General features: G+C 64.0%; 22 protein-coding genes and 1 tRNA gene. 7 read left to right on the top strand and 16 right to left on the bottom strand.

The annotated features are described in order from the left end of the window. Positions 1–16: 16 nt before the first annotated feature. The 12 genes from typA to ACS5NL_RS21055 form a co-directional block, all read right to left on the bottom strand. Positions 17–1843, bottom strand: coding sequence for a translational GTPase TypA (typA, locus tag ACS5NL_RS21110; RefSeq protein ID WP_439355933.1), 1827 nt, complete (start codon positions 1841–1843; stop codon positions 17–19). Then, positions 1840–2817 (bottom strand): tRNA pseudouridine(55) synthase TruB, encoded by a 978-nt coding sequence (truB, locus tag ACS5NL_RS21105; protein ID WP_439355932.1) that lies wholly within the window; start codon positions 2815–2817, stop codon positions 1840–1842. Before truB ends, typA begins: the two co-directional genes overlap by 4 nt. A 2-nt stretch (positions 2818–2819) precedes the next feature. Continuing rightward, the gene (rbfA, locus tag ACS5NL_RS21100; RefSeq protein WP_411364493.1) at positions 2820–3191 is read right to left on the bottom strand and encodes a 30S ribosome-binding factor RbfA; all 372 of its coding nucleotides are present in this window, start codon (positions 3189–3191) and stop codon (positions 2820–2822) included. A gap of 15 nt (positions 3192–3206) precedes the next feature. Beyond that, entirely contained in the window at positions 3207–6044 is a 2838-nt protein-coding gene (infB, locus tag ACS5NL_RS21095; protein WP_439355931.1) for a translation initiation factor IF-2, read from the bottom strand. A gap of 31 nt (positions 6045–6075) precedes the next feature. Beyond that, complete coding sequence (nusA, locus tag ACS5NL_RS21090; protein ID WP_439355930.1) at positions 6076–7575, bottom strand: transcription termination factor NusA; 1500 nt, start codon at positions 7573–7575, stop codon at positions 6076–6078. Between the two features lie 46 nt (positions 7576–7621). Then, complete coding sequence (gene rimP / locus ACS5NL_RS21085; protein ID WP_439355929.1) at positions 7622–8197, bottom strand: ribosome maturation factor RimP; 576 nt, start codon at positions 8195–8197, stop codon at positions 7622–7624. Between the two features lie 157 nt (positions 8198–8354). Next, entirely contained in the window at positions 8355–8576 is a 222-nt protein-coding gene (locus tag ACS5NL_RS21080) for a DUF2788 domain-containing protein (protein ID WP_439355928.1), read from the bottom strand. Positions 8577–8597: 21 nt separating this feature from the next. Continuing rightward, entirely contained in the window at positions 8598–9335 is a 738-nt protein-coding gene (locus tag ACS5NL_RS21075; protein WP_439355927.1) for a DUF2189 domain-containing protein, read from the bottom strand. Positions 9336–9460: 125 nt separating this feature from the next. Then, positions 9461–11056 (bottom strand): ABC transporter ATP-binding protein, encoded by a 1596-nt coding sequence (locus ACS5NL_RS21070; RefSeq protein WP_439355926.1) that lies wholly within the window; start codon positions 11054–11056, stop codon positions 9461–9463. Next, positions 11053–12081: an ABC transporter permease gene (locus ACS5NL_RS21065; protein ID WP_439355925.1), complete on the bottom strand. Its 1029-nt coding sequence runs from the start codon at positions 12079–12081 to the stop codon at positions 11053–11055. The genes ACS5NL_RS21070 and ACS5NL_RS21065 overlap by 4 nt, the downstream gene beginning before the upstream one ends. Positions 12082–12085: 4 nt before the next feature. Further along, positions 12086–13111, bottom strand: coding sequence for a microcin C ABC transporter permease YejB (locus ACS5NL_RS21060; RefSeq protein ID WP_439355924.1), 1026 nt, complete (start codon positions 13109–13111; stop codon positions 12086–12088). Positions 13112–13126: 15 nt separating this feature from the next. Continuing rightward, positions 13127–14971 (bottom strand): extracellular solute-binding protein, encoded by a 1845-nt coding sequence (locus tag ACS5NL_RS21055; protein WP_439355923.1) that lies wholly within the window; start codon positions 14969–14971, stop codon positions 13127–13129. Between the two features lie 38 nt (positions 14972–15009). On the opposite strand from ACS5NL_RS21055, the gene fabI reads away from it, so the two are divergent. Both fabI and ACS5NL_RS21045 read left to right on the top strand, forming a co-directional pair. Then, a complete protein-coding gene (gene fabI / locus ACS5NL_RS21050; protein ID WP_439355922.1) occupies positions 15010–15807 on the top strand; it encodes an enoyl-ACP reductase FabI in 798 nt (265 codons plus the stop codon). Between the two features lie 28 nt (positions 15808–15835). Then, positions 15836–16717: a DNA ligase gene (locus ACS5NL_RS21045; RefSeq protein ID WP_439355921.1), complete on the top strand. Its 882-nt coding sequence runs from the start codon at positions 15836–15838 to the stop codon at positions 16715–16717. 20 nt (positions 16718–16737) lie between these two features. Here ACS5NL_RS21045 and ACS5NL_RS21040 read toward each other — a convergent pair whose 3' ends face one another. Beyond that, positions 16738–16956, bottom strand: a complete 219-nt coding sequence (locus ACS5NL_RS21040; protein ID WP_439355920.1) for an HP1242/YdcH family protein — start codon at positions 16954–16956, stop codon at positions 16738–16740. A 29-nt stretch (positions 16957–16985) separates the two neighbouring features. Next, on the bottom strand, positions 16986–19268 hold the full coding sequence (locus ACS5NL_RS21035) for an Orn/Lys/Arg family decarboxylase (protein WP_439355919.1): 2283 nt from the start codon (positions 19266–19268) through the stop codon (positions 16986–16988). Positions 19269–19426: 158 nt separating this feature from the next. On the opposite strand from ACS5NL_RS21035, the gene ACS5NL_RS21030 reads away from it, so the two are divergent. The 5 genes from ACS5NL_RS21030 (at position 19427) to ACS5NL_RS21010 (ending at position 22645) form a co-directional block, all read left to right on the top strand. Further along, positions 19427–19852 (top strand): NfeD family protein, encoded by a 426-nt coding sequence (locus ACS5NL_RS21030; RefSeq protein WP_439355918.1) that lies wholly within the window; start codon positions 19427–19429, stop codon positions 19850–19852. A gap of 56 nt (positions 19853–19908) precedes the next feature. Further along, on the top strand, positions 19909–20826 hold the full coding sequence (locus tag ACS5NL_RS21025; protein WP_439355917.1) for an SPFH domain-containing protein: 918 nt from the start codon (positions 19909–19911) through the stop codon (positions 20824–20826). A 41-nt stretch (positions 20827–20867) separates the two neighbouring features. Continuing rightward, positions 20868–20952, top strand: a tRNA-Ser gene (locus ACS5NL_RS21020). A 347-nt stretch (positions 20953–21299) separates the two neighbouring features. After that, positions 21300–22241 carry a ParA family protein gene (locus ACS5NL_RS21015; protein WP_439355916.1) on the top strand — a complete coding sequence of 314 codons (942 nt, stop codon included), beginning with the start codon at positions 21300–21302 and terminating at the stop codon, positions 22239–22241. 8 nt (positions 22242–22249) lie between these two features. Beyond that, on the top strand, positions 22250–22645 hold the full coding sequence (locus tag ACS5NL_RS21010) for a hypothetical protein (protein WP_439355915.1): 396 nt from the start codon (positions 22250–22252) through the stop codon (positions 22643–22645). Positions 22646–22661: 16 nt separating this feature from the next. Here ACS5NL_RS21010 and ACS5NL_RS21005 read toward each other — a convergent pair whose 3' ends face one another. Beyond that, positions 22662–23384 carry a hypothetical protein gene (locus tag ACS5NL_RS21005; protein WP_439355914.1) on the bottom strand — a complete coding sequence of 241 codons (723 nt, stop codon included), beginning with the start codon at positions 23382–23384 and terminating at the stop codon, positions 22662–22664. Between the two features lie 47 nt (positions 23385–23431). Continuing rightward, positions 23432–23655 (bottom strand): hypothetical protein (locus ACS5NL_RS21000; RefSeq protein WP_439355913.1); only part of this gene is annotated, 224 nt, incomplete at its 5' end.

The following is a 23655-nucleotide window of genomic DNA, read 5'->3' as shown; positions in this document are numbered from 1 at the left end:
CCAGCCACCATGCTCATCAGGCCTCGCGCGAAGCGCGCTTGCGGTCGTGTTCCTTGAGGTGGCGCTTGCGCAGGCGCACGCTCTTGGGCGTGATCTCGACCAGCTCGTCGTCCTCGATGAACTCGACGCCGTACTCCAGCGTCAGGTCGATCGGGGGCGTGATCTTGATCGCGTCTTCCTTGCCGCTGACGCGGAAGTTGGTCAGCTGCTTGGTGCGGGTGGCGTTGACGATCAGATCGTTGTCGCGGCTGTGGATGCCGACGATCATGCCCTCGTACACCGGGTCGTTCGGCTTGACGAACATGCGGCCGCGGTCGTCCAGCTTGCCCAGGGCGTAGGTGAAGATTTCACCGTCGTCCATGGAGATCAGCACGCCGTTCTTGCGGCTGGCGATGTCGCCCTTGTGCGGCTCGTAGCTGTCGAAGATGTTGGAGATCAGGCCGGAACCACGGGTCAGGTTCAGGAATTCGTTGGTGAAGCCGATCAGGCCACGCGCCGGAATGCGGTACTCCAGGCGCACGCGGCCACGGCCGTCCGGCTCCATGTTGGCCAGCTCGCCCTTGCGCTCGCCCAGGGCCTGCATCACGCCGCCCTGGTGCTGCTCTTCGATGTCGGCCGTGACCAGTTCGATCGGCTCGCACTTCTCGCCGTTGATTTCACGGAACACCACGCGCGGCTTGGAGACCGCCAGCTCGTAGCCTTCGCGGCGCATGTTTTCCAGCAGGATGGTCAGGTGCAGTTCACCGCGGCCCATCACTTCGAAGATGCCGTCTTCGTCGGTTTCCTTGACGCGCAGCGCCACGTTGGACTGCAGTTCCTTCTGCAGACGGTCCCAGATCTGGCGGCTGGTGACGTACTTGCCTTCGCGACCGGCCAGCGGGCTGGTGTTGACGCAGAAGTTCATGGTCAGGGTGGGCTCGTCCACCTTGAGCATGGGCAGCGGAGCCGGGTTGACCGGATCGGTCACGGTCACGCCGATACCGATGTCGGCGATGCCGTTGATCAGCACGATGTCGCCCGGGCCGGCTTCGGTGGCCTGCACACGGTCCAGACCCTGGAAGGTCAGCACCTGGTTGATGCGGCCCTTGATGGTCTTGCCGTCCGGACCTTCCATGACCAGCACGTCCATGTTGGGCTTGATGGTGCCCTGGCTGATGCGGCCCACGCCGATGCGGCCGACGAAGGTGGAGAAGTCCAGTGCCGAGATCTGCAGCTGCAGCGGTGCGGCCGGGTCACCTTTTTGCGCGGGCACATGCTTGAGCACGGTGTCGAACAGGGCCGACATGTTCGGGCCCCACTGTTCGCCCGGAGCGCCCTCTTCCAGAGAGGTCCAGCCGTTGATGCCCGAGGCGTACACCACCGGGAATTCCAGCTGCTCGTCGGTCGCACCCAGGTTGGCGAACAGGTCGAAGGCTTCGTTGATCACCTTGGTGGGGTTGGCACCGGGCTTGTCCACCTTGTTGACCACGACGATGGGCTTCAGACCCAGGGCCAGCGCCTTCTTGGTCACGAAGCGGGTCTGCGGCATCGGGCCTTCCTGGGCGTCGATCAGCAGCACCACGCCGTCGACCATCGACAGGGCGCGTTCGACTTCACCGCCGAAGTCCGCGTGGCCGGGGGTGTCGACGATGTTGATGTGGGTGCCTTCCCAGCTCACGGCGCAGTTCTTGGCCAGGATGGTGATGCCGCGCTCGCGTTCGATCGCGTTGTTGTCCATCACCGTGTCCACGACCTTTTCGTGTTCGGCGAAGGTGCCCGACTGGCGCAGCAGCTGGTCCACCATGGTGGTTTTGCCGTGGTCGACGTGGGCGATGATGGCGATGTTGCGGATCTGTTTGCTCATGATGCGAGTTCCGGTGAGGTTTCCAGGATTTGCTGTATTTCGATGGGGCTCAGCAGCCGCCCCGGGATGAGTTCACCGGCCCTGGTGTGGCCGCTGCCCAGCAGGACCGGTGTCGATGCGGGCTCGCCGACCGGGCCGTAGATGGTCACGTGCTCCTGGTCGGGCCAGGCTCCCCGGCGGCGCAGGCCGCTGAGGAAACGCCCGGCATTGTCGCTGTCGAGCGTGACGGGCGTGTGTTCGGGCAGCAGCGCATTCACCGGCAGCAGGCGTTCGCGCCGCTGCGGTTCGTCCAGCGCTTCGAGTGCTTCCACCGTGATGCACTGGCTGGCATCGAAAGGACCGGTCTGCACGCGGCGCAGGCGGGTCAGGTGGCCGCCACATCCCAGTGCTTCACCAATGTCTTCGCCCAGCGTGCGGATGTAGGTGCCCTTGGAGCATTGCACCCGCAGGCTCAGGAACGGCTCGTCGCCCTCCAGCCGCAGGTCCAGCAGTTCCAGCTCGTGGATCACCACATGGCGCGGTTCACGCTCGACGGTTTCGCCGTTGCGCGCGTATTCGTACAGCGCCTTGCCGTCTTTCTTGAGCGCGCTGTGCATCGGCGGGATCTGTGTGATCGGACCCATGAAGCGGTCCAGCACCTCGACCACCTGGCCGACGGTGCAGCTCACCGGGCGGGTCTGCACCACCTCGCCTTCGGCATCGGCGGTGGTGGTGGTCACGCCCAGGCGGACCACGGTCTCGTAGGTCTTGTCGGCGTCCAGGTGCAACTGGCTGAATTTGGTCGCGGCACCGAAACAGATCGGCAGGACTCCGGTCGCCAGCGGGTCCAGCGTGCCCGTGTGGCCGGCTTTTTCGGCGCGCAGCAGCCACTTGGCCTTCTGGAGAGCCTGGTTGCTGGAGAGTCCCAGCGGTTTGTCGAGCAGCAACACCCCATGCACAGGGCGCCGCTGCACCCTGGTGCGTGGCGCTTCCATGCTCAGTCGTCCTTTGCGCGGGAGGAAACCGCCTTGGCGATCAAGGCGTTCATGTCGGCCGCACGCTCGGTGGTGCGGTCGAACACGAAGTGCAGCGTCGGCACGGTGTGGATGTGCAGGCGCTTGAACAGGCCGGTGCGCAGGAAGCCTGCCGCGGCGTTCAGGCCCTGCTGGGTCTCTTCGGGATCGCCCGTGAGCAGGCTGAAGAAGACCTTGGCGTGCGCGTAGTCGGGCGTCACCTCGACCGCATTGATCGTCACCATGCCCACCCGCGGATCCTTGAGCTCGCGCGCGATCAGCTCGGCCAGATCGCGCTGGATCTGGTCGGCCACGCGGAAACCGCGGTTGGGAACGGAAGAAGCTTTGCGGGGCATGGTTGTCGGAGCCTGTTACAGCGTACGGGCCACTTCCTTGACCTCGAAGAATTCCAGCTGATCACCTTCCTTGATGTCGCTGTAGTTCTTGAGCTTGATACCGCACTCGAAGCCTTCCTTGACTTCGCGCACGTCGTCCTTGAGGCGCTTGAGGGTGTCGATCTCGCCGGTGTAGACCACCACGTTCTCGCGCAGCAGGCGGAAATGGGCGTTGCGCGTGACCATGCCGGAGGTGACCATACAACCGGCAATCGTGCCGATCTTGGTGGCCACGAACACGGTGCGGATCTCGGCCGAACCGATGACCTCTTCGCGCTTCTCGGGTGCCAGCATGCCGGACATCGCCGCCTTCAGCTCATCGACGGCGTCGTAGATGATGTTGTAGTAGCGCAGGTCGACGTCGTTGCCTTCGGCCAGCTTGCGTGCACCCACGTCGGCGCGCACGTTGAAGCCGATGATGATCGCCTTGGAGGCGATCGCCAGGTTGACATCGGACTCGCTGATGCCGCCCACGCCGGAGAACACCAGCTGGACCTTGACTTCTTCGGTCGAGAGCTTGAGCAGCGAGGCGCCCAGCGCTTCCTGCGAGCCCTGCACGTCGGCCTTGATGATGATCGGCAGCACCTTGACTTCGCCGGCCGAGATGTCGGAGAACATGTTCTCCAGCTTCGCTGCCTGTTGCTTGGCCAGTTTGGTGTTGCGGAACTTGCCGGCACGGTAGGTGGCGATTTCGCGCGCACGGCGCTCGTCGGTCATCACCATGAAATCGTCGCCGGCCTGGGGCACTTCGGCCAGACCCTGGATTTCCACCGGAATCGACGGGCCGGCTTCCTTGATCGGCTTGCCGTTCTCGTCGAGCATGGCGCGCACGCGGCCGGAGGTCTGACCGACCAGCACCACGTCGCCGGTCTTGAGCGTACCGCTCTGCACCAGCACGGTGGCCACGGAACCGCGGCCCTTGTCCAGGCGCGCTTCGATCACCAGACCCTTGGCCATGGCGTCGACCGGGGCCTTGAGCTCCAGCACTTCGGCCTGCAGCAGCACCTGTTCGAGCAGGGCGTCGACGCCCTCGCCGGTCTTGGCCGACACACCCACGAAAGGCACGTCACCACCGAATTCTTCCGGCACGACCTCTTCGGCCACCAGCTCGGAACGCACGCGCTCCAGGTTGATGCCGGGCTTGTCGATCTTGGTCAGGGCCACCACCATGGGCACACCCGCCGCCTTCGCGTGCTTGATGGCTTCCTTGGTCTGCGGCATGACGCCGTCGTCGGCCGCGCAGACCAGGATCACGATGTCGGTCGCTTGGGCACCACGGGCACGCATGGCGGTGAACGCCTCGTGGCCCGGGGTGTCGAGGAAGGACACCATGCCGCGCGGGGTTTCCACGTGGTAGGCGCCAATGTGCTGCGTGATGCCGCCGGCTTCGCCCGCGGCCACCTTGGCGCGGCGGATGTAGTCCAGCAGCGAGGTCTTGCCGTGGTCGACGTGACCCATGACGGTCACGACCGGCGCGCGAGGCAGCAGTTCGGCCTGCTGCTGGCCGGATTCCTCGTCGGTGAAGGCTTCCGGATCGTCCAGCGCCGCCACGACGGCGGTGTGGCCCAGTTCTTCCACCACGATCATGGCGGTGTCCTGGTCCAGCGGCTGGTTGATGGTGACCATCTGGCCCAGCTTCATCAGCTGCTTGATGACCTCGGAGGACTTCAGGCTCATCTTGTGGGCCAGTTCCGCCACCGTGATCGTCTCGGGCACGTGCACCTCGATGACCTTGGCTTCGGTCGGTGCCACAAACGTGCTCTGGGCGTTGTCGCGGCTGTCGCGGTCGCCACGGCGGCCGCCACCCTTGGGACCGCTGCGCCAGTTGGAGCGGCCGGCGCTGGTGTCGCCCCGGGTCTTGATCTCTTTCTTCTTCGCTGCGTCGTCCTTCCAGGTCGACGACAGGTTCTCCGACTTGACTTCCTTCTTGCCGGCCGTGCCCGGGGCCGCCGGTGCACCAGCCGTCTTGGCGGCAGCCGTGCCGGCAGGCTTGTGCAGCGTGCCCTTGATGGCCTTGGGATCCGGTGTCGGCTCGGGCTTCTTGGCCACGAGCGTCTTGGCCGGCGCGGCCATCATGGCGCGGATGTTGGCGGCTTCGGCCTCGGCCTTGCGGCGGCGCTCCAGCAGATCCTGGGCGCGATGTTCTTCGGCCTGACGGGCTGCGGCCTGCTTGTCGGCTTCGACCTTGGCGGCGGCATCGCGATCAGCAGCAGCCTGGCGCGTGGCCTCAGCTTCAGCCTGTGGCACCGGTGCAGCGGCAACAACCGCCACTTCCTTTTGGGCCTTGGCCGCGGCTTCCGCCGCAGCGACCGCCGCCAGACGCGCAGCTTCGGCCTGGCGCGCCTCTTCGGCTTCGCGTTCCATGCGCTTCTGCGCCAGCTCTTCTTCCTGGCGGCGCAACAGCTCGGCCTGACGGCGGGCTTCTTCTTCGCGACGGGCCAGTTCGGCGGTGTCGATCACGGGAGCCGCGGGCTCCACGGGTTCGGGCACCACCTCGGGGGCTGCCACCTCATCGTCGCGCTTGACGAAGGTGCGCTTCTTGCGGACTTCGACCTGGATCGTGCGCGCACGCCCGGTGGCGTCGGCCTGCTTGATTTCGGTGGTCGACTTCTTCACCAGGGTGATCTTCTTGCGCTCGGCACCCGCCGTGCCGTGGCTGGCCTTGAGGTGACCGAGCAACTTCTGCTTGTCGGCCTCGGTGACGGCATCGGTTCCTGCGGACTTGGGCACCCCGGCGGCAGACAGCTGCTCCAGCAGGGTGTGGGTGGGCTTGTTCAGCTCGGCGGCCAATTCGGCGACGGTGGTACTGGTCATATGTGTTGTTCTCCGCTCAGGCCTGCTCGGGTCAGTTGGAAGCAGGCGATTCCTCACCGGTGAACCAGTGAGCGCGGGCGCGCATGATCAGTGCAGTCGCCTCTTCAGGCGTCTGGCCGGTCATGTCGGTCAATTCATCGGTGGCCAGATCGGCCAGCTCGTCGCGGGTGTGCACACCGCCGTCGGCCAGCTTGGCGATCAGCTCGGGCGTGATGCCGTCGAGGTCGCGCAGGTCCTGCGACACCTCTTCGACACTTTCTTCGCGGGCGATTTCCATCGTCAGCAGGGCGTCCTTGGCACGGGCGCGCAGCTCGTTGACGGTGTCTTCATCGAACGATTCGATTTCCAGCATTTCCTGCAGCGGCACGTAGGCCACTTCTTCCAGGCTGGTGAACCCTTCTTCGATCAGGATGTCGGCGATTTCCTGGTCCACGTCCAGCTTGGCCATGAACACCTTGCGGATGCCGTCGGCCTCTTCGGCCTGCTTCTGCGCCGACTCGTCGGCGGTCATGATGTTGATGCGCCAGCCGGTCAGCTCGGATGCCAGGCGCACGTTCTGGCCACCACGGCCGATGGCGATCGCCAGGTTTTCCTCGTCGACCACCACGTCCATTGCGTGGCGTTCTTCGTCCACCACGATGGAGACGACGTTGGCCGGCGCCAAGGCGCCGATCACGAACTGGGCCGGGTCTTCGGACCACAACACGATGTCCACGCGCTCGCCGGCGAGCTCGTTGGTCACGGCGTTGACGCGCGAACCACGCACGCCGACGCAGGTGCCGATCGGATCGATGCGCTTGTCGTGCGAGAGCACGGCGATCTTGGCGCGCGAGCCGGCGTCACGGGCGCAGGTCTTGATCTCCAGCAGGCCCTGCTCGATCTCGGGCACTTCCTGGCGGAACAGTTCGATCATGAAGGCCGGGGCGGAGCGCGAGAGGATGATCGGCGCGCCGCGCAGCGTCAGGTCCACTTCCATGATCATGGCGCGCACGCGGTCGCCGGTGCGGAAGTTTTCCTTCGGGATCATCTCGCTGCGCTTGAGACGGCCTTCGACGCGGCCGCTCTCGACAATCAGGTCACCCTTGTCCATGCGCTTGACCGTGCCCACGAACACCTTGTCGCCGCGCGACATGAAGTCGTTGAGCAGCATTTCGCGTTCGGCATCGCGGATCTTCTGCAGGATCACCTGCTTGGCGGCCATGGCGCCGATGCGGCCGATCGGCACGCTTTCGACGGGCTTCTCGATGTAGTCGCCCTCTTCGATGTCGGCGATCTCGTCGCGGGCATCGCTGAGCAGTTCCTCGGCGTCTGGATTCTGCAGGCCGGCCGAGTCGGGCACGACCAGCCAGCGGCGGAAGGTTTCGTAGGCGCCGGAATCCGGGTCCATCGCCACGCGGATGTCGACCTCGCCCTTGTAGAGCTTCTTGGTGGCCGAGGCCAGCGCCTGTTCGACGGCGCCCAGCACGACGTCGCGCTCGACGTTCTTCTCGCGCGAGATGGCATCGATCAGCATCAACATTTCGCGGTTCATATCACTCGCCTACCTTTCCGAAACTCTTCTCGAATCAAAAACAAACTCATGCGCCGTTGCCACGGCCCTTGAAATTCACAATGGGCGCGAGCCTGGCCTGCTGGACTTCGTCCAGCGTGAAGCCTAGCGCCTGCAGGGGGGGCGGCACACGCTTCTTGCTCACGCGCTGACCGGGTTTGACCGGTGGCTCGTCGCTCCAGACGATCTGCCACGTCACCCCGTCGGCGGCCCGCTCCAGCGTGCCGCGAAACTTCTTGCGGTTGGCGGCCACAGCGCCGCCGGTGGCACCGATCGGTGCCTTCAATGACAGATCCACCAGATGGCCGGTGAAGCGGATGTAGTCCGCTTCGTGGCGAAGGGGCCGGTCAATGCCTGGCGAACCCACTTCCAGGCGCCGGTAGTCCAGTCCCTCGACCTCCAGCAGGTAATGCAGCTGGCGGGTCACCTTTTCGCAATCTTCCACCGTCACGAACTGTTCGGGACCGGGCTCCGCACCTTCGGCTGGCGCCTGCCATGGCACATCGATCGTCACACGCAACAGGCCACCGGCGGAGCGTTCGACTTCCACCAGGTCAAAACCCAGTCCGGTCACGGTTTGTGCGATGGTGTCCTGCCAGCCCATTGGTTACGGTTCTTGCCTTGTTGGAAATGCGGGTTGTCGAAAGCGTTCGGCCAAAAAAAATGGGCCGGTAGTTACCCGCCCATTTGGTCGTGAAGCTCGCATTGTACTCTTTTGGAGCCCCCATATGCAAGATCGAGGCCTGATCTGCACACCTATTTCATATGCCCAACACCCACTGAATGATGTTTTTGGCCAGAAAACCCATCATGCCCAGTGAAAGCACCAGAAAAATGATGAAGGTGCCGAACTTGCCGGCCTTGGCTTCCAGGGCCAGGTTCAGCACGATGAACAGCATGTAGAGAATGAACGCGCCCACCCCGAAGGTGAGGCCGAACTGGGCGATCTGACCTTCGGTCAGACCAAATATCGTGTTATCCATTTGACGGGGAAAGGGTGCAGCTCAATGGGCCGGCACCGGCGCAGGGGACTTGGGAGCGGTAAGGTCGCGGTAGGCGTGCCAGCTGGCGTGGGCAATCAGTGGAATGACGGGGATGAGCCCGAGCAGACCGGTGACCATGCCCAGACCGACCAGCATGGCGATCAGCACGGCCCACCACACCAGCGGCGCCGGATAGTCTGCCACGGCGCGCCAGCTGGCCGTCACCGCCATGCTGACCGGCACGCTCTTGTCGATCAGCATCGGGATGGCCACCACACTGGATGCGAATACAGGTGCCGCCAGCAGCGAGCCGAGCACCAGCCAGGCTTCGAACAGCCCGACCTGCTTGACGAGGACGATGTGGCGGACGAAATCGACCGGCTTGAGGATCGGTACGGGAGACCACAAGGTGATCAGGCCGGCCGACGTCATCACCCAGCCGGTCCCGGCCAGGCCCAGCAGCAGGCCGAAGCGGACCAGCCGGCCATCGAACGAGCGCCAGAGTGCCAGGACATCGCCCAGTCCGGCCTTGCGACCGGCCATGCGCTCGCGGCTGATGTGGTAGAGCCCGGTGGCGAGCACCGGGGCGACGATCAGGAAGCCGGAAAAGGCGCCCGCCAGCAACCAGAAGCGGTCGTGCGCCAGCCAGAGCAGGAACCAGCCCACGAGGGTCAGCGCCAGACCGTGCGCCAGCCCGGGCAGCGGGTTGGCGCGCAGATCTTCCCAGCCCCGCTCGATCCAGCGGGTGGGCGAAATCATGTCCACTGGCACGGGCCGGGTCGACGCGGGCTTCAAGCTTGGGTTCATGGGCAACGGGTGGTTGGGCGTGGTCGGGTGAACTCGACAGGGCGACAGGTCGCCATGACCGATCCTAATTCATCGCCTCAGGATGCCGCCCGGACCAGTGCCTGGGTATAGGGGTTGCTCGGATGGTTCAGCACCTGCGCGACATCACCGTGTTCGAGTACCTGTCCGTCCTTGAGCACCAGCACCTCGTGCGCCATGGCGCGGATCACGGCGATGTCGTGCGTGATCAGCAGATAGCTCAGACCCCGCTCGCGCTGCAGCCGCTGCAGCAGCGCGAGTACCTGTTGCTGTACCGTCACGTCCAGCGCGCTGGTCGGCTCGTCGAGCACCAGCAGGCTGGGCTGGACGATCAGTGCCCGTGCGATGGCCAGACGCTGGCGCTGGCCGCCGGAGAATTCGTGCGGATAGCGGTCCAGCCAGTCGTCGGCCTGGGATGGCTCCGTGGTCAGCCCGACGTTGGCCAGCGCGGCCGTGACCCGCTGGCGGCGTTGCGCCGCGTTCAGTTCCGGCTCATGGATGCTCAGGCCCTCCCCCACGATCTGCTCGACCGTCATGCGCGGCGACAGCGACGAAAACGGGTCCTGGAACACCACCTGCACTCGCCGGCGCAATGCCTTTTCCTTGCCATCGACCTTGGCCTGATCCCACTCCGTGTCGGCCACGCGCAGCCGGCCCTCGTGCGGCAGCAGGCCCAGCGCGGCCAGTGCCAGCGTCGACTTGCCGGACCCGGACTCGCCGACCACGCCGAGCGTGGTCCTGGCCGGGATCGCGAAGTCGGCCGACTGCAGTGCCAGGAAAGATCCACGGCGAAACCAGCCGCGCACACCAGGAATGGGCACCGGATAGGACACCCGCAGGCCGTCGGCGCGCAGCACTTCCGGCGAGCCTGGCAGGGGCTCGACCACATCCCGGCGTGCCTCGCTGGCCAGCAGCCGCCGCGTGTAGGCATGGGCCGGCGCGGCGTAGACCGGGGCCACGGCGCCCTGCTCCACCAGATGGCCTTTTTCCATCACCGCCACCCGGTCGGCGAAGCGCCGCACCAGATTCAGGTCGTGGGTGATCAGCAGCACCGCCATGCCATGCTGCCGCTGCAGATCGTTCAGCAGGTCAAGGATCTGCGCGCGCACCGTCACGTCCAGCGCCGTGGTCGGCTCGTCGGCGATCAGCAGTTGCGGCTCGCTGGCCAGGGCCATCGCGATCATGGCGCGCTGGCGCTGGCCGCCGCTGAGCTGGTGCGGAAACGCCCCGGCACGCCGGGCGGGTTCGGGAATGCCGGTGGACGCCAGCAGCTCGATGGTCGAGGCTTTCGCCTGGGGCGCGCTCAGCCCGCGCTTGAGCTGCAAGACTTCGGCGATCTGTTCCCCCACGCTGTACAGCGGGTTCAGCGCGGTCATGGGTTCCTGGAAGACGACGGCGATGCGGTCACCGCGCAAGCCGCGCAGCGCGTGTTCGTCCAGCGCCAGCAGGTTCTGGCCGTTGAACATCGCCGTGCCGCTGACCTTGGCGTTGTCCAGGAGGCGAAGCAGCGACAGGGCAGACACGGTCTTGCCCGAGCCCGATTCGCCGACCAGCGCCAGCTTTTCGCCCTTGTCCAGCGAAAAGTCGATGCCATGCACCACCTCCTGCCCGCCAAACGAGACGGTCAGGCCGCGAACATCCAGCAGCACGCTCATCGCTCTGCCTTTCTGGGGTCCAGCGCATCGCGCAGCGCATCGCCCATGAAGGTCAGCAGCAGCAGGGTCACCACCAGCACGCCGAAGGTCGAGATCGATATCCACCAGGCGTCGGGGTTGTTCTTTCCCTGGCTAAGCAATTCGCCCAGCGACGGCGTGCCCGGCGGCACGCCCAGACCGAGGTAGTCCAGCGACGTCAGCGCCAGGATCGAGCCACTCATGCGAAACGGCAGGAAGGTCACCACCGGCGTCAGGCTGTTGGGCAGCACGTGGCGCCAGATGATCTGCCCGTTGGACAGGCCCATGGCCCGCGCGGCGCGCACATAGTCCATCTGCCGGTTGCGCAGGAACTCCGCCCGCACGTAGTCCGACAGCCCCATCCAGCCAAACAGGCTGAGCAGCACCAGCAGCAGGCCGATGCTGGGTGACAGCACGGCCGAGAAGATGATCAGCAGGTAGAGCTCCGGCATCGACGACCAGATCTCGATGAAGCGCTGGAACGCCAGGTCGGTCTTGCCGCCGTAGAAGCCCTGGACCGCACCGGTCACCACGCCCAGCACCGTGCCGATGGCCATCAGCGCCAGACCGAACAGCACGCTGACCCGGAAGCCGTAGATCAGCTGCGCCAGCAGGTCGCGCCCGCGATCGTCGGTGCCCAGCCAGTTGTCTGTGGTCGGGCGCGAGGGGTTGGGCTCCTTGGCGAAATAGTTGAGCGTCTTCGGACCGTAGGGGTTGGGGGCGTAGAGGGCCCAGTTGCCGTTCTGCGTGATCCGGTCGCGGATGTACGGATCGAGATAGTCGGTGGGCGACCCGAAATCGCCGCCGAAGGTGGTCTCCGGCAGCTCCTGCACGATGGGGAAATAGGTCCTGCCTTCGTAGCGCACGACCAGCGGCCGGTCGTTGGACAGCACCTCGGCAAACAGGCTCAGCACCACCAGGCCGCAGAAAATCACCAGGCTCCAGTAGCCCAGGCGATTGCGTCGGAACCGTTGCCAGGCGCGTCGGGAGGGAGACATCGAGGCCATGGCGTCAGTCGAACTTCACGCGCGGGTCGACCCACACGTAACAGAGATCGGAGATCAGCTTGGTGACCAGACCGATCAGGGTGAACAGGAACAGCGTGCCCAGCACCACCGGGTAGTCGCGCCGGATCACGCTTTCATAACCCAGCAGGCCCAGCCCATCGAGCGAGAACTGGGTCTCGATCAGCAGCGCGCCGGTGAAAAAGGCACCGATGAAGGCCGCCGGAAACCCGGTCACGATGGGGATCAGCGCGTTGCGGAACACGTGCTTCCACAGCACCTGCCGCTCGCTCAGCCCCTTGGCGCGCGCCGTCATCACGTACTGCTTGCGGATCTCTTCGAGGAAGGCGTTCTTGGTCAGCATCGCCGTCACCGCGAAGCTGCCCAGCACCATCGCCGTCACCGGCAGTGTGATGTGCCAGAGGTAGTCGACGATGCGCGCGCCCCAGGTCATCTCGTCCCAGTTCGACGACGTGAGCCCGCGCAGCGGAAACCACTGCAACTGCCCACCAAAGACCACCAGCAGCGCCACGCCCAGCACGAAGCCCGGGATCGCGTAGCCCACCAGCACCAGCAGCGTGGTCACCAGATCGAAGCGCGAGCCCGCCCGCACGGCCTTGGCCACGCCCAGCGGCACGGCGACCAGGTAGCTGATGAAGAAAGTCCAGAGGCCCAGGCTGATCGACACCGGCAGCTTCTCGACGATGAGCTGCGACACCGCCTTGTTCTGGAAGAAGCTGGTGCCCAGGTCGAAGCGCGCGAACTGGCCCAGCATCTGGAAGAAGCGCTCGTGCGCCGGTTTGTCAAATCCGTAAAGTGCCTTGATCTGTTCCAGCCGCTTGGCGTCGACGCCCTGCGCGCCGCGGTAGACCGAGCCACCTTCCGCGCCCACGCCTTTGCCCGCTTTGGCCTCGGCCAGGTACTGCTCCACCGGGCCGCCCGGCACGAACTGGATCACCACGAAGGTCAGCAGCAGCACCCCGAACAGCGTCGGGATCATCAGCAGCAGGCGTTTGAAGATGTAGGACCACATGTCTGTACCGCCCGGTCAGGGCTTGCTCCACCAGGTGTCGATGGCCCAGTCCTCGCCGGCGGCGTACGGTGGCATCGTGTCGGGGCGGGCCAGCCGCCAGGCGTTGTAGACCATGCGGTGGGTGCTGGCCGACCACTGCGGCACCAGATAGTGGCTGTGCGTGATCGCGCGCTCCAGCGCATGGCAGGCGGCCAGGAATTCGGGTCGGGTTTCAGCGCCGACCATGCGCGCAATCAGCGCGTCGACGGCCGGACTCTTGACGCCGGCCATGTTGCCGGAGTCCTCCGTGTCGGCGGCCTTGCTGCCGAACAGATCCGCGTATTCCGGCCCCGGGTTGTGCGTGCCGCCAAACGCCAGCGACGTGATGTCGAAGTTGAAGGTTTGCAGGCGCTGCTGGTACAGGGCGAAGTCGACCGGCCGGAAATTCAGCTGCACGCCCAGCTTTTCCAGATTGCGCGACCAGGGGGTGACCGTGCGCGCGCCGGTTTCCTGGCTGTCGAGGTATTCGAGCACCATGGCATCGCCCTTGGTGTTGCGCAGCGCGCCATCGCGCACCGTCCAGCCGGCGTCTCGCAGCAGGGCTTGCGCCTTGCGCAGGTTGCCCCGCAGGGAGTCGTTGCCGTCGGTGCGCGGCGCGCGATAGGCCGGACCGAATACCGCCGTGGGCAGCTGCTTGCGCCAAGGCTCCAGCAACGCCAGTTCGGCCGCGCCCGGCGGCCCCTCGGCCGCGCAGTCGGTGTTGCCGAACAGGCCCTGCACCCGCTGGTAGCCGCCGTAGAACATCTGGCGGTTCATCCACTCGTAGTCCAGCGCCAGGCCCAGCGCCTCGCGCACCCGGATGTCGTCCAGCGGCGGGCGGCGGGTGTTGAGCACATAGCTCTGGAAACCGGTCGGCAGCTTGTGGGTGAACTCGGCCTTGACCAGTTCACCGGTGTCGAAGCGCTTGCCGTTGACCCGCCGCGCCCAGTCACCCGCCGAAAAGAAACGCATCAGGTCGAACTCGCCCGCCTTGAGCGCCTCCAGGCGGGCGGTACCGTCTTTGTAGATCTTGACCGTGATGCGGTCGAAATTGGCCGTGCCGCGACGCACCGGCAGTTCGCGTGCCCAGTACTTCGGGTCGCGCACGTAGGTGATGTCCTTGCCGAACCGAACCGGCCCGATCCTGTAGGGCCCGCTGCCGATGGGGACGTCCATCACCACCTGGTCAAAGCCCTTGCGCTGCCCGGTCTTCGGGTCCTTCTCGTCGCCCCAGGCCCGGCTGAACACCGGCAGGCCGCCCACGGTCAGCGGCAGTTCGCGGTTGAACTTCTTGAACCGGAACCGAACCGTGCGGTCGTCGACCACATCCGCGCCGGCCACATCTTCCAGAATCGTTTTGTAGGCGGGCGAGGTGTAAGGGCCAACGAGCGTGTCGTAGCTGTGCTTCACGTCTGCCGCCAGCACCGGCTGGCCGTTGTGGAAGCGGGCCTCGGGTCGCAATTTGAAGGTGACCGACAGACGATCGGGCGCCAGGCTGACGTCCTGCGCCAGCAGGCCGTAGGCCGCGCCGGTCTCGTCCAGCGCGCTGGCCAGCAGGCTGTCGAACATGAGGTTGGACAGGTAGGCCGGTGCCGATCCGCGCTGGGTGAATGGGTTGTATTTGTCGAAGGTGGAGACCCGCAGGTTGCTCACCAGCCGCAGCTCGCCGCCTTTGGGCGCCTGCGGATTGACATAGGCGAAGTGCTGGAAATCCGCCGGGTAACGCAGTTCTCCCCAGAGCGCGTAGCCATGGGCGGCCCAGACCGGCGCCGCCAGAAACCCCAGCGCCAAGAGGAACAGCGGGCGCAACGGACGGGGAAGCCGGACACGGGGGACATGCATGCGACAATTCTGCTGGAAATTTTTCTGGAGTCTGAACAATGGGTTTTCTCGCCGGCAAAAAACTGCTGATCACGGGCGTGCTGTCCAACCGGTCCATCGCCTACGGCATTGCCAAGGCCTGCCACGCGCAAGGGGCGGAGCTGGCTTTCAGCTACGTGGGTGAACGGTTCAAGGACCGCATCACCGAATTCGCCGCCGATTTCAATTCGAGCCTGATCTTTGATTGTGACGTCGGCGACGACGCCCAGATCGAGAAGCTGTTTGCCGACCTGTCGCAGACCTGGCCGACCTTCGACGGCTTCGTGCACAGCATCGGTTTCGCCCCGCGCGAGGCCATCGGTGGCGACTTCCTCGACGGACTGACCCGCGAGAACTTCCGCATCGCGCACGACATCAGCGCCTACAGCTTCCCGGCCATGGCCAAGGCTTCCCTGCCCTACCTGAACCCCAACGCCGCGTTGCTGACGCTGAGCTACCTGGGCGCGCTGCGGACCATTCCGAACTACAACACCATGGGTCTGGCCAAGGCCAGCCTGGAAGCCAGCGTGCGTTACCTGGCCGAGTCGCTCGGCCCACGCGGCATGCGCGTCAACGGCATCAGCGCCGGCCCGATCAAGACCCTGGCCGCCAGCGGCATCAAGGACTTCGGCAAGCTGCTGGGCTACGTGGCCGCCGCCTCCCCGCTGCGCCGCAACGTGACGATCGAAGACGTCGGCAACGTGGCCGCCTTCCTGCTGTCGGACCTGGCCTCGGGCGTGACCTCCGAGATCACTTACGTCGATTGCGGCTTCAGCCAGACCGCCGGCATCAGCCGCGACAGCGAGTCGGTCGCCTGATCGGTTTCACTCCGCCCTGACCATCGACATGACCAGCACCGGCCGCCGCAGCTTCCTCGCTGCGGTGGCCGGTGCTTTTTTGTGCCCGTTCGTTTCCAGCGCGGAGCCTGCCGCGCCGGCGCTCATGTTGGCCGGGAAGTACCACCCCGGACTGGATCTCGGGGCCTACTGGGTCAGCGAGAAATACGACGGCGTGCGTGGCTACTGGGACGGGAAACAGCTGTGGTCGCGCGGGGGCGAGCGCCTGAATCCGCCGGCCTGGTTCACCGAAGGCTGGCCCGCGGAGCCCATGGACGGTGAACTCTGGGCTGGCCGCGGCCGCTTTGAACATGCCAGCGCCACGGTCCGGCAGCTGCAGCCCGACGACACGGCCTGGCGCCAGATGCGGTTCATGGTGTTCGATCTGCCGGCACACCCGGGCGTGTTCGATGCCCGGCTGCAGGCCTACCAGTCCCTGCTGGCGCGGCTGAACCTGTCCTGGGTGGTGGCGGTGCCGCAGCAGCGCGTCGAGAGCCATGAAGCGCTGCAGCGCCAGCTCAGGTCGGTGGTGCGTGCCGGAGCGGAAGGGCTGATGCTGCACCGGGGCGACTCGCTCTACCGCGCGGTGCGCGGCGAAGACCTGGTCAAGCTCAAACCCTTCGACGACGCCGAAGCCCGTGTGCTGGCGCACCTGCCCGGCAAGGGCAGACACGCCGGGCGCCTGGGCGCGCTGGAAGTGGAAACGCCCGAGGGTCTTCGGTTCCGCCTGGGCAGCGGGTTCACGGACGTCCAGCGGGAACATCCGCCGGCCCTGGGCACCTGGGTTACCTACCGCTACCGGGGGTTGCACGACAGCGGCCTGCCCCGCTTCGCGACCTACCTGCGCGAACGCCCCGACTTCAAGCCGCCACAAGCAAACAGCCCGCGCTGAGCGGGCTGTTCATGGGGTGATCAGGTGCTGGCCGCCTGACGCAGATGGGCGTAGATCTGGTCCTTGAGGGCCAGCTTCTCTTTCTTCAGGCGCTCGATCTCGACCGTGGTGGCCGGCTGGATGTGGGCCTCCATGTTCCGGATGGCCTGGTCCAGCTCGTTGTGTTTGTCGAACAGGCGGGTGAAGTGGTGATCGTGGCCCTTGAGGCGGGAGATCAGATCGCGGTATTCGGGAAACATCGGTGCTCCTCTGGATTCGGAGCCCCAGCTTACCCCGCCTTCACGCAGTCCGCAAAGTACCGAACCACACCGTCGGCGCCGGTTTCCTGCACCAGGCCGTGGATGTCGGTCTCGAAGCCCGGGCATTCGCGCGCGAACTCGCGGTTGAACTTGAGGTAGTCCACGATCTTCTTGTTGAACACCTCACCCGGGATCAGCAGCGGAATGCCCGGCGGGTACGGCGTTACCAGGCTGGTGGTGATGCGGCCTTCCAGGTCGTCGATCGGCACGCGCTGCGTGGTGCGGTGGGCGATGTTCGCGAAGGCGTCGCTGGGCTTCATGGCCGGCGTGTGATCGCTCAGGTACATGTCGGTGGTCAGGCGCGCGATGTCGTACTTGGCGTACAGCTGGTGCACGTGCTGGCACAGGTCGCGCAGGCCCATCTGCTCGTAGCGTGGCTGCTTGGCGCAGAACTCCGGCATGATCCGCCACATCGGCTGGTTCTTGGCGTAGTCGTCCTTGAACTGCTGCAACGCGGTCAGCAGCGTGTTCCAGCGACCCTTGGTGATGCCGATGGTGAACATGATGAAGAACGAGTACAGGCCGGTCTTTTCGACCACCACGCCGTGCTCGGCCAGGAACTTGGTGACGATGGAGGCCGGGATGCCGGTCGGCTCGAAGCGCCCGTCCAGGTTCAGGCCCGGTGTGACGATGGTGGCCTTGATCGGGTCCAGCATGTTGAAGCCCGGCGCCATGTCGCCGAAGCCGTGCCAGTCGTCTTCGGTGTCCTTGTCATCCTTCTTTCGATTGAGCACCCAGTCGCTGGCGCGGCCGATGCCTTCGTCGACCAGATCGTCCGGGCCCCACACCTGGAACCACCAGTCGTCGTCGCCGAACTCAGCGTCGATCTGACGCATGGCGCGGCGGAAGTCCAGCGCCTCGGCGATGCTCTCCTCCACCAGCGCGGTGCCGCCGGGCGGTTCCATCATGGCGGCCGCCACATCGCAGCTGGCGATGATGCTGTACTGCGGGCTGGTGCTGGTGTGCATCAGGTAGGCCTCGTTGAAGAGGTGGCGGTCCAGCTTGGTGCTCTGCGAGTCCTGCACCAGCACGTGGCTGGCCTGGCTGATGCCGGCCAGCAGCTTGTGGATCGACTGCGTGGCGTACACCACCGATTTCTGCGGGCGCGCCCGCTTCTTGCCCATGGCGTGGTAGGTGCCGTAGAACGGGTGGAAGGCGGCGTGCGGCAGCCAGGCCTCGTCGAAGTGCAGGTTCTCGACGTAGCCGTCCAGCAGGTTCTTGATGGTTTCGGTGTTGTAGAGCACGCCGTCGTAGGTCGACTGCGTCAGGGTCAGGATACGCGGCTTGACCTTTTCGGCGTCCACGCCGGCCAGCAGCGGGTTGGCGCGGATCTTGGCCTGGATGGCCTCGATCTCGAACTCGGCCTGCGGGATCGGGCCGATGATGCCGTAGTGGTTGCGCGTGGGCTTGAGGAAGACCGGGATCGCGCCCGTCATGATGATCGAGTGCAGGATGGACTTGTGGCAGTTGCGGTCCACCACCACCACGTCGCCCGGCGCCACCGTGTGGTGCCAGACCATCTTGTTGGACGTCGAGGTGCCGTTGGTGACGAAATAGCAGTGGTCGGCGTTGAAAATGCGCGCGGCATTGCGCTCGCTGGCGCCGATCGCGCCGTTGTGGTCCAGCAGCTGGCCCAGCTCCTCCACCGCGTTGCACACGTCCGCACGCAGCATGTTCTCGCCGTAGAACTGGTGGTACATCTGGCCCACCGGGCTCTTGAGGAACGCGACGCCGCCCGAGTGGCCCGGGCAGTGCCAGGAGTACGAACCGTCTTCGGCGTAGTCCAGCAGCGCCTTGAAGAACGGCGGCTGGATGCCTTCGAGGTAGCTTTTGGCCTCGCGGATGATGTGGCGCGCCACGAATTCCGGCGTGTCCTCGAACATGTGGATGAAGCCGTGCAGCTCGCGCAGGATGTCGTTGGGCAGGTGGCGGCTGGTCTTGGTCTCGCCGTGCACGTAGATCGGCACTTCGGCGTTCTTGCGGCGGACTTCGTCGATGAAGTTGCGCAGGTTCAGCACAGCCGGGTCCAGGTCCGGGCCGGGGGTGAACTCTTCGTCGTCGATCGACAGGATGAAGGCGCTGGCGCGGCTTTGCTGCTGCGCGAACTGCGACAGGTCCCCGTAACTGGTCACACCGACGACTTCGAAGCCCTCGGTTTCAATGGCCTGCGCGAGCGCGCGAATGCCCAGGCCCGAGGTGTTTTCGGAACGGAAGTCCTCGTCGATGATGACGATGGGAAAGCGGAATTTCATCGGGGATCTCCTGCCGGACCGGTCCGGGGCAGCGTGGGTGGAACTGGGAAGCGGGCAAGTGTACGGAAATCGGTGGGCACCGTAATTTTGGTTCGCCCTTTTGGCGCAGAATGTGGCGCACGCCAGACAGGCGTGCTGCAGAACACGGAGGACGTTTCATGGCTGAGTCGACTGTGTGGTGGCTGCTGGCCGCGGCGATGGTCGCGCTGGAGCTGTTCACCGGGACTTTCTATCTGCTGATGCTGTCCATCGGCCTGGCCGCGGGGGCGCTGGCCGCGCACCTGGGGCTTTCTGAAACCGCACAGCTGGTCGTGGCTGCGGTGGTCGGTGCCTCCGCTGTGGTGCTCTGTCACCTGTTCAAGCGACGCCGCCGGGGCGATCCTTCAGTGCGCTCGCTGCGCAGCGTCAACCTCGACATCGGCGAGACATTGCAGGTCGACCACTGGCTGGCCGATGGCACGGCCCAGGTCCGCTACCGCGGCGCGCAATGGACCGTGGTGCTGGCGCCCGGTCAGCCGGCCGAACCCGGCACCTTCCGGATCAACGAACTGGTGGGCAGCCGGCTGCAGGTCGAACGGGCCTGAACACGGCGCCGCTTCGCGCCTCCGAGTTTCATCTTTCAATTCACAGGGACGTCTTCATGGAAATTGCCATCCTTCTATTTGTCATTGCCGCGATCTTCATCATCCGCGCGGTCAAGGTCGTGCCGCAGCAGAACGCCTGGGTGGTCGAACGGCTGGGCAAGTACAACTCGACCCTGGCACCCGGCCTGAACTTCCTCGTGCCCTTCGTCGACAAAGTCGCCTACAAGCACAGCCTGAAAGAAATTCCGCTGGACGTGCCCAGCCAGATCTGCATCACGCGCGACAACACCCAGCTGCAGGTCGACGGCATCCTGTATTTCCAGGTCACAGACCCGATGCGCGCCAGCTATGGTTCGTCGAACTACATCGTCGCCGTGACCCAGCTGGCCCAGACTTCGCTGCGTTCGGTGATCGGCAAGCTCGAACTGGACAAGACCTTCGAAGAGCGCGACATCATCAATGCCCAGGTCGTGCAGGCGATCGACGAAGCGGCGCTCAACTGGGGCGTCAAGGTGCTGCGCTACGAAATCAAGGATCTGACGCCACCCAAGGAAATCCTGCACGCCATGCAGGCGCAGATCACGGCCGAACGCGAGAAGCGCGCCCTGATCGCCGCATCGGAAGGTCGCCGTCAGGAGCAGATCAACATCGCCACCGGCGAGCGCGAAGCCTTCATTGCCCGCTCCGAAGGGGAGAAACAGGCGGCCATCAACAAGGCCCAGGGTGAAGCGGCCTCGATCACGGCTGTGGCCGATGCGACCGCGCAGGCGATCGAGCGCATTGCCGCCGCCATCCAGCAGCCTGGTGGCGAGCAGGCGGTGCAGTTGAAGGTGGCCGAGCGCGCTGTGGACGCCTACGGCAAGGTGGCCGCCGACGCCACCACCACCCTGATTGTTCCGGGCAACATGACCGAGGTTTCGGCGCTGATCGGCTCGGCCATGCAGATGGTCGGCACGACAAAAGCCAGGGGCTGAGAAAAACCACATCTTTAGCCTGCTACAATGGCAGGCTTCGCGGAGAGGTGGATGAGCGGTTTAAGTCGCACGCCTGGAAAGCGTGTGTGGGCTAATCCCCACCGCGGGTTCGAATCCCGCCCTCCACTACAAGCATTGATGACGAACGGGCCCACGCGGCCCGTTTTGCTTTTCTACCCACCGCTTTATCCATTGCTGAAGAGGGTATGTGCCCAGCCTCTGAAGAGTCACTTTTGGGCATGTCTGGCAATGCCCTCATGCGTGGGGCTGCGAGGACAGCAGGACAGGAACATCGCGTTGCCGGTGAATCCGCATGGGATCTTCCCATCGCCCTACCTTAAATTCGATTCTGCGACTCTCTTGGCCAAGAAATCCTCGCACGAACGGACCTCTTTTAGTCATCAGGCTCTCGGCTGGCATGGTAGGCTTCATGTAAGCGTCAATTACACGACTGTAACTTTAGGGAGAAAGCTGTGCCAATCGTCGTCAGCATGATTAACTGGAAGGGTGGCGTCGGCAAAACCTCACTCACACTTCACCTAGCCGCAGGGCTAGCATCAAGACACTCAAAGAGAGTCTTGTTGATTGATCTGGACGCTCAGTGCAACCTCTCGTTTCTTGCAGTAGGCCTTACCGCGTACGTGGATCACACCTACGCAAAGAATGGGCCAACGCTGAAGACTGTATTCGATGCGTACTTCGATCGAACACCGATAAATGCAAAGAATGTAATTCTTGAGAAACGGGTTCGTGCCAGAGCTGGAAAAGTCTTTACGCAGGTCGGTATTGTCCTTTCACATCAAGAACTTACGCTGCTGGACATGAAGCTTGCGCGCGAAAAGCGATCAGGCAAGGATCACCGCGAGGAAACACGGTTTGAGATTGAAAAGCTCTCAGTCATTAAGCACGTGATTGACGCTGTAGCTGAAGAGTATGACTATGTCTTGCTTGATTGCCCTCCAAATGTAAATCTTGTCACTCAGAACGCATTCTTTGCAAGCGACTACTATGTGGTCCCTGCGATTCCCGATTTCCTATCGACCGTAGGCATATCCCAGATCACGAAATACATGGACCAGTTCAATCAAGACTACCGTTCGATGTGGACCTACGCAGGGCTACCTGACGCATATGGTGACACGAAGTTCGGTGGCATCATTTTCAATATGGTCGACGAGTATGGGGGTGGGCCAAAGGCTGGACACGAGCAGATCATGGCATCCACCGCCGGGCAACTTGGGGCGGGTGCTATCTTCACAAACTACATCACTGATGGCGATGGCATGTCCACTGCTGCACAGGTCAACTTGCCCGTCTTCGCCTACAGCGACCTTCCGCGCGCCCAGCAGAACGCAGAAAAGCAGGCGATGTACATGGGCAAGGTAGTCGATGAATTCTTTAAGCGCATTGTCTAGGCATCGACATGAAGACTCATGAATTCGCACGATATCTAGAGCAGTTGGCGCGTCTATTACGCCAGCTTCCAGATACCGAGCTTGATCCAAAGCGGTCGGCGGACTTACAGGCTCTTATGCCTGGAGGCGATCCGAATGCAAAGGCACGGACAAGATTGGAAGGGGGCCTACCAGAAAAAATAGCAGCCAAGCTCCGGGAAATGTCACCCGCTGAGATCGAAACGTATTTGCTTTCCGACGAGGAGGCGTTTACAGTCGTCTTTCTTTCTGCATTAGCAGACCACCTCGGACTCACATCGCAAAAGCGCCAAAGCAAGAACGCGCTGGTCAATATGATCACTAGGCACTTTGAAGCGACAAAGATGCATAGCATCATGCGAGGAACACGGCCAAGCGAGAACTAGCTCAATTAACCAATAGTTACGCGGCAATCAATCGTTGGAACTCGGCAATTCTGCCGTTGCGATCGAAGCACTGGCTCGCGAGGTAAGTCACGTCCTCTGCCGCCAACGCTGCTGCGTCGGCGCTATTCACCGCGGTCTTTAGCATGCCCAAAGCGAGCTTCATCGTTTCTATTGGGTAGGCCAGCATGGCGTGATCGGGATCGAACGCGAACATGTGAAGGTTGTCGCCGATATAGTCACCAAGTAACCGACGTACTCCAAACCGCTCAATGTTCCGGAAGTGCGCGGGCGCACTCGGCTCGGAGAAACGCGCGACCTTGTAGTTGGCTGCCTCTCGCCTTGCCATCAACCAAGCGAAGGGTGTATCGGCTCCAATTGTTTGGGATAGGAGAAGGCTGCCAGGAACAAGTTGCTCAAATGCTTCCAGCACCACCGCGTGAGTATTTCCCGAACGCTTCTCGGGGCGCTCACCAACCACGGCTTTCCAAAGGTACGGTGTCCTACCAACATAGATCAAGCTCGCCCCACCAAATTCCAGCATTGCACGTGTCAGATAGAAGACGCTGTAGTAGAGCTTGACCGTCGCCCAAGTGAACAGTCTTCGATCGAGCCCTTGAGCTGCCTCACCGATGGTCAATATGCCTGAGTAAAGAGCATCACTCGCGTCCTGCGAGAGCGCCGCGCGCAGTTGCTGTGCGTCAGTGCTGGTCAGCGCCTTGGTCGCGATCGCCGCACCCACGCGCCCGTGCAATAGCCCTGACGCAACTGTCTGAGCGCGATGCATGGCTAATACTTGAGCTTGTTCTTGGCGGAGTCGTTAGCTGGTTTGAAGGCGGCCTGAAGCCGTTCGTAGATCTTCTTTTGGGCCTGCGTGCTGCCCTGCCCTTTGAACCGCCCCGGGTTTTGAGGAGGCTCTTTTCCCTGAGAGGATAGAGCCATGAGCAAGAAGTCGAACCAGTTTTCACCAGAAGTGCGCGAGCGTGCCGTTCGCATGGTCCTGGAGCACCGGG

Source organism: Hydrogenophaga sedimenti, from assembly GCF_051857515.1.
GTDB lineage: Bacteria > Pseudomonadota > Gammaproteobacteria > Burkholderiales > Burkholderiaceae_C > Hydrogenophaga.
The sequence above is the reverse complement of the archived record's forward strand: the minus strand, read 5'-3'. Positions and strand labels throughout refer to the sequence as shown.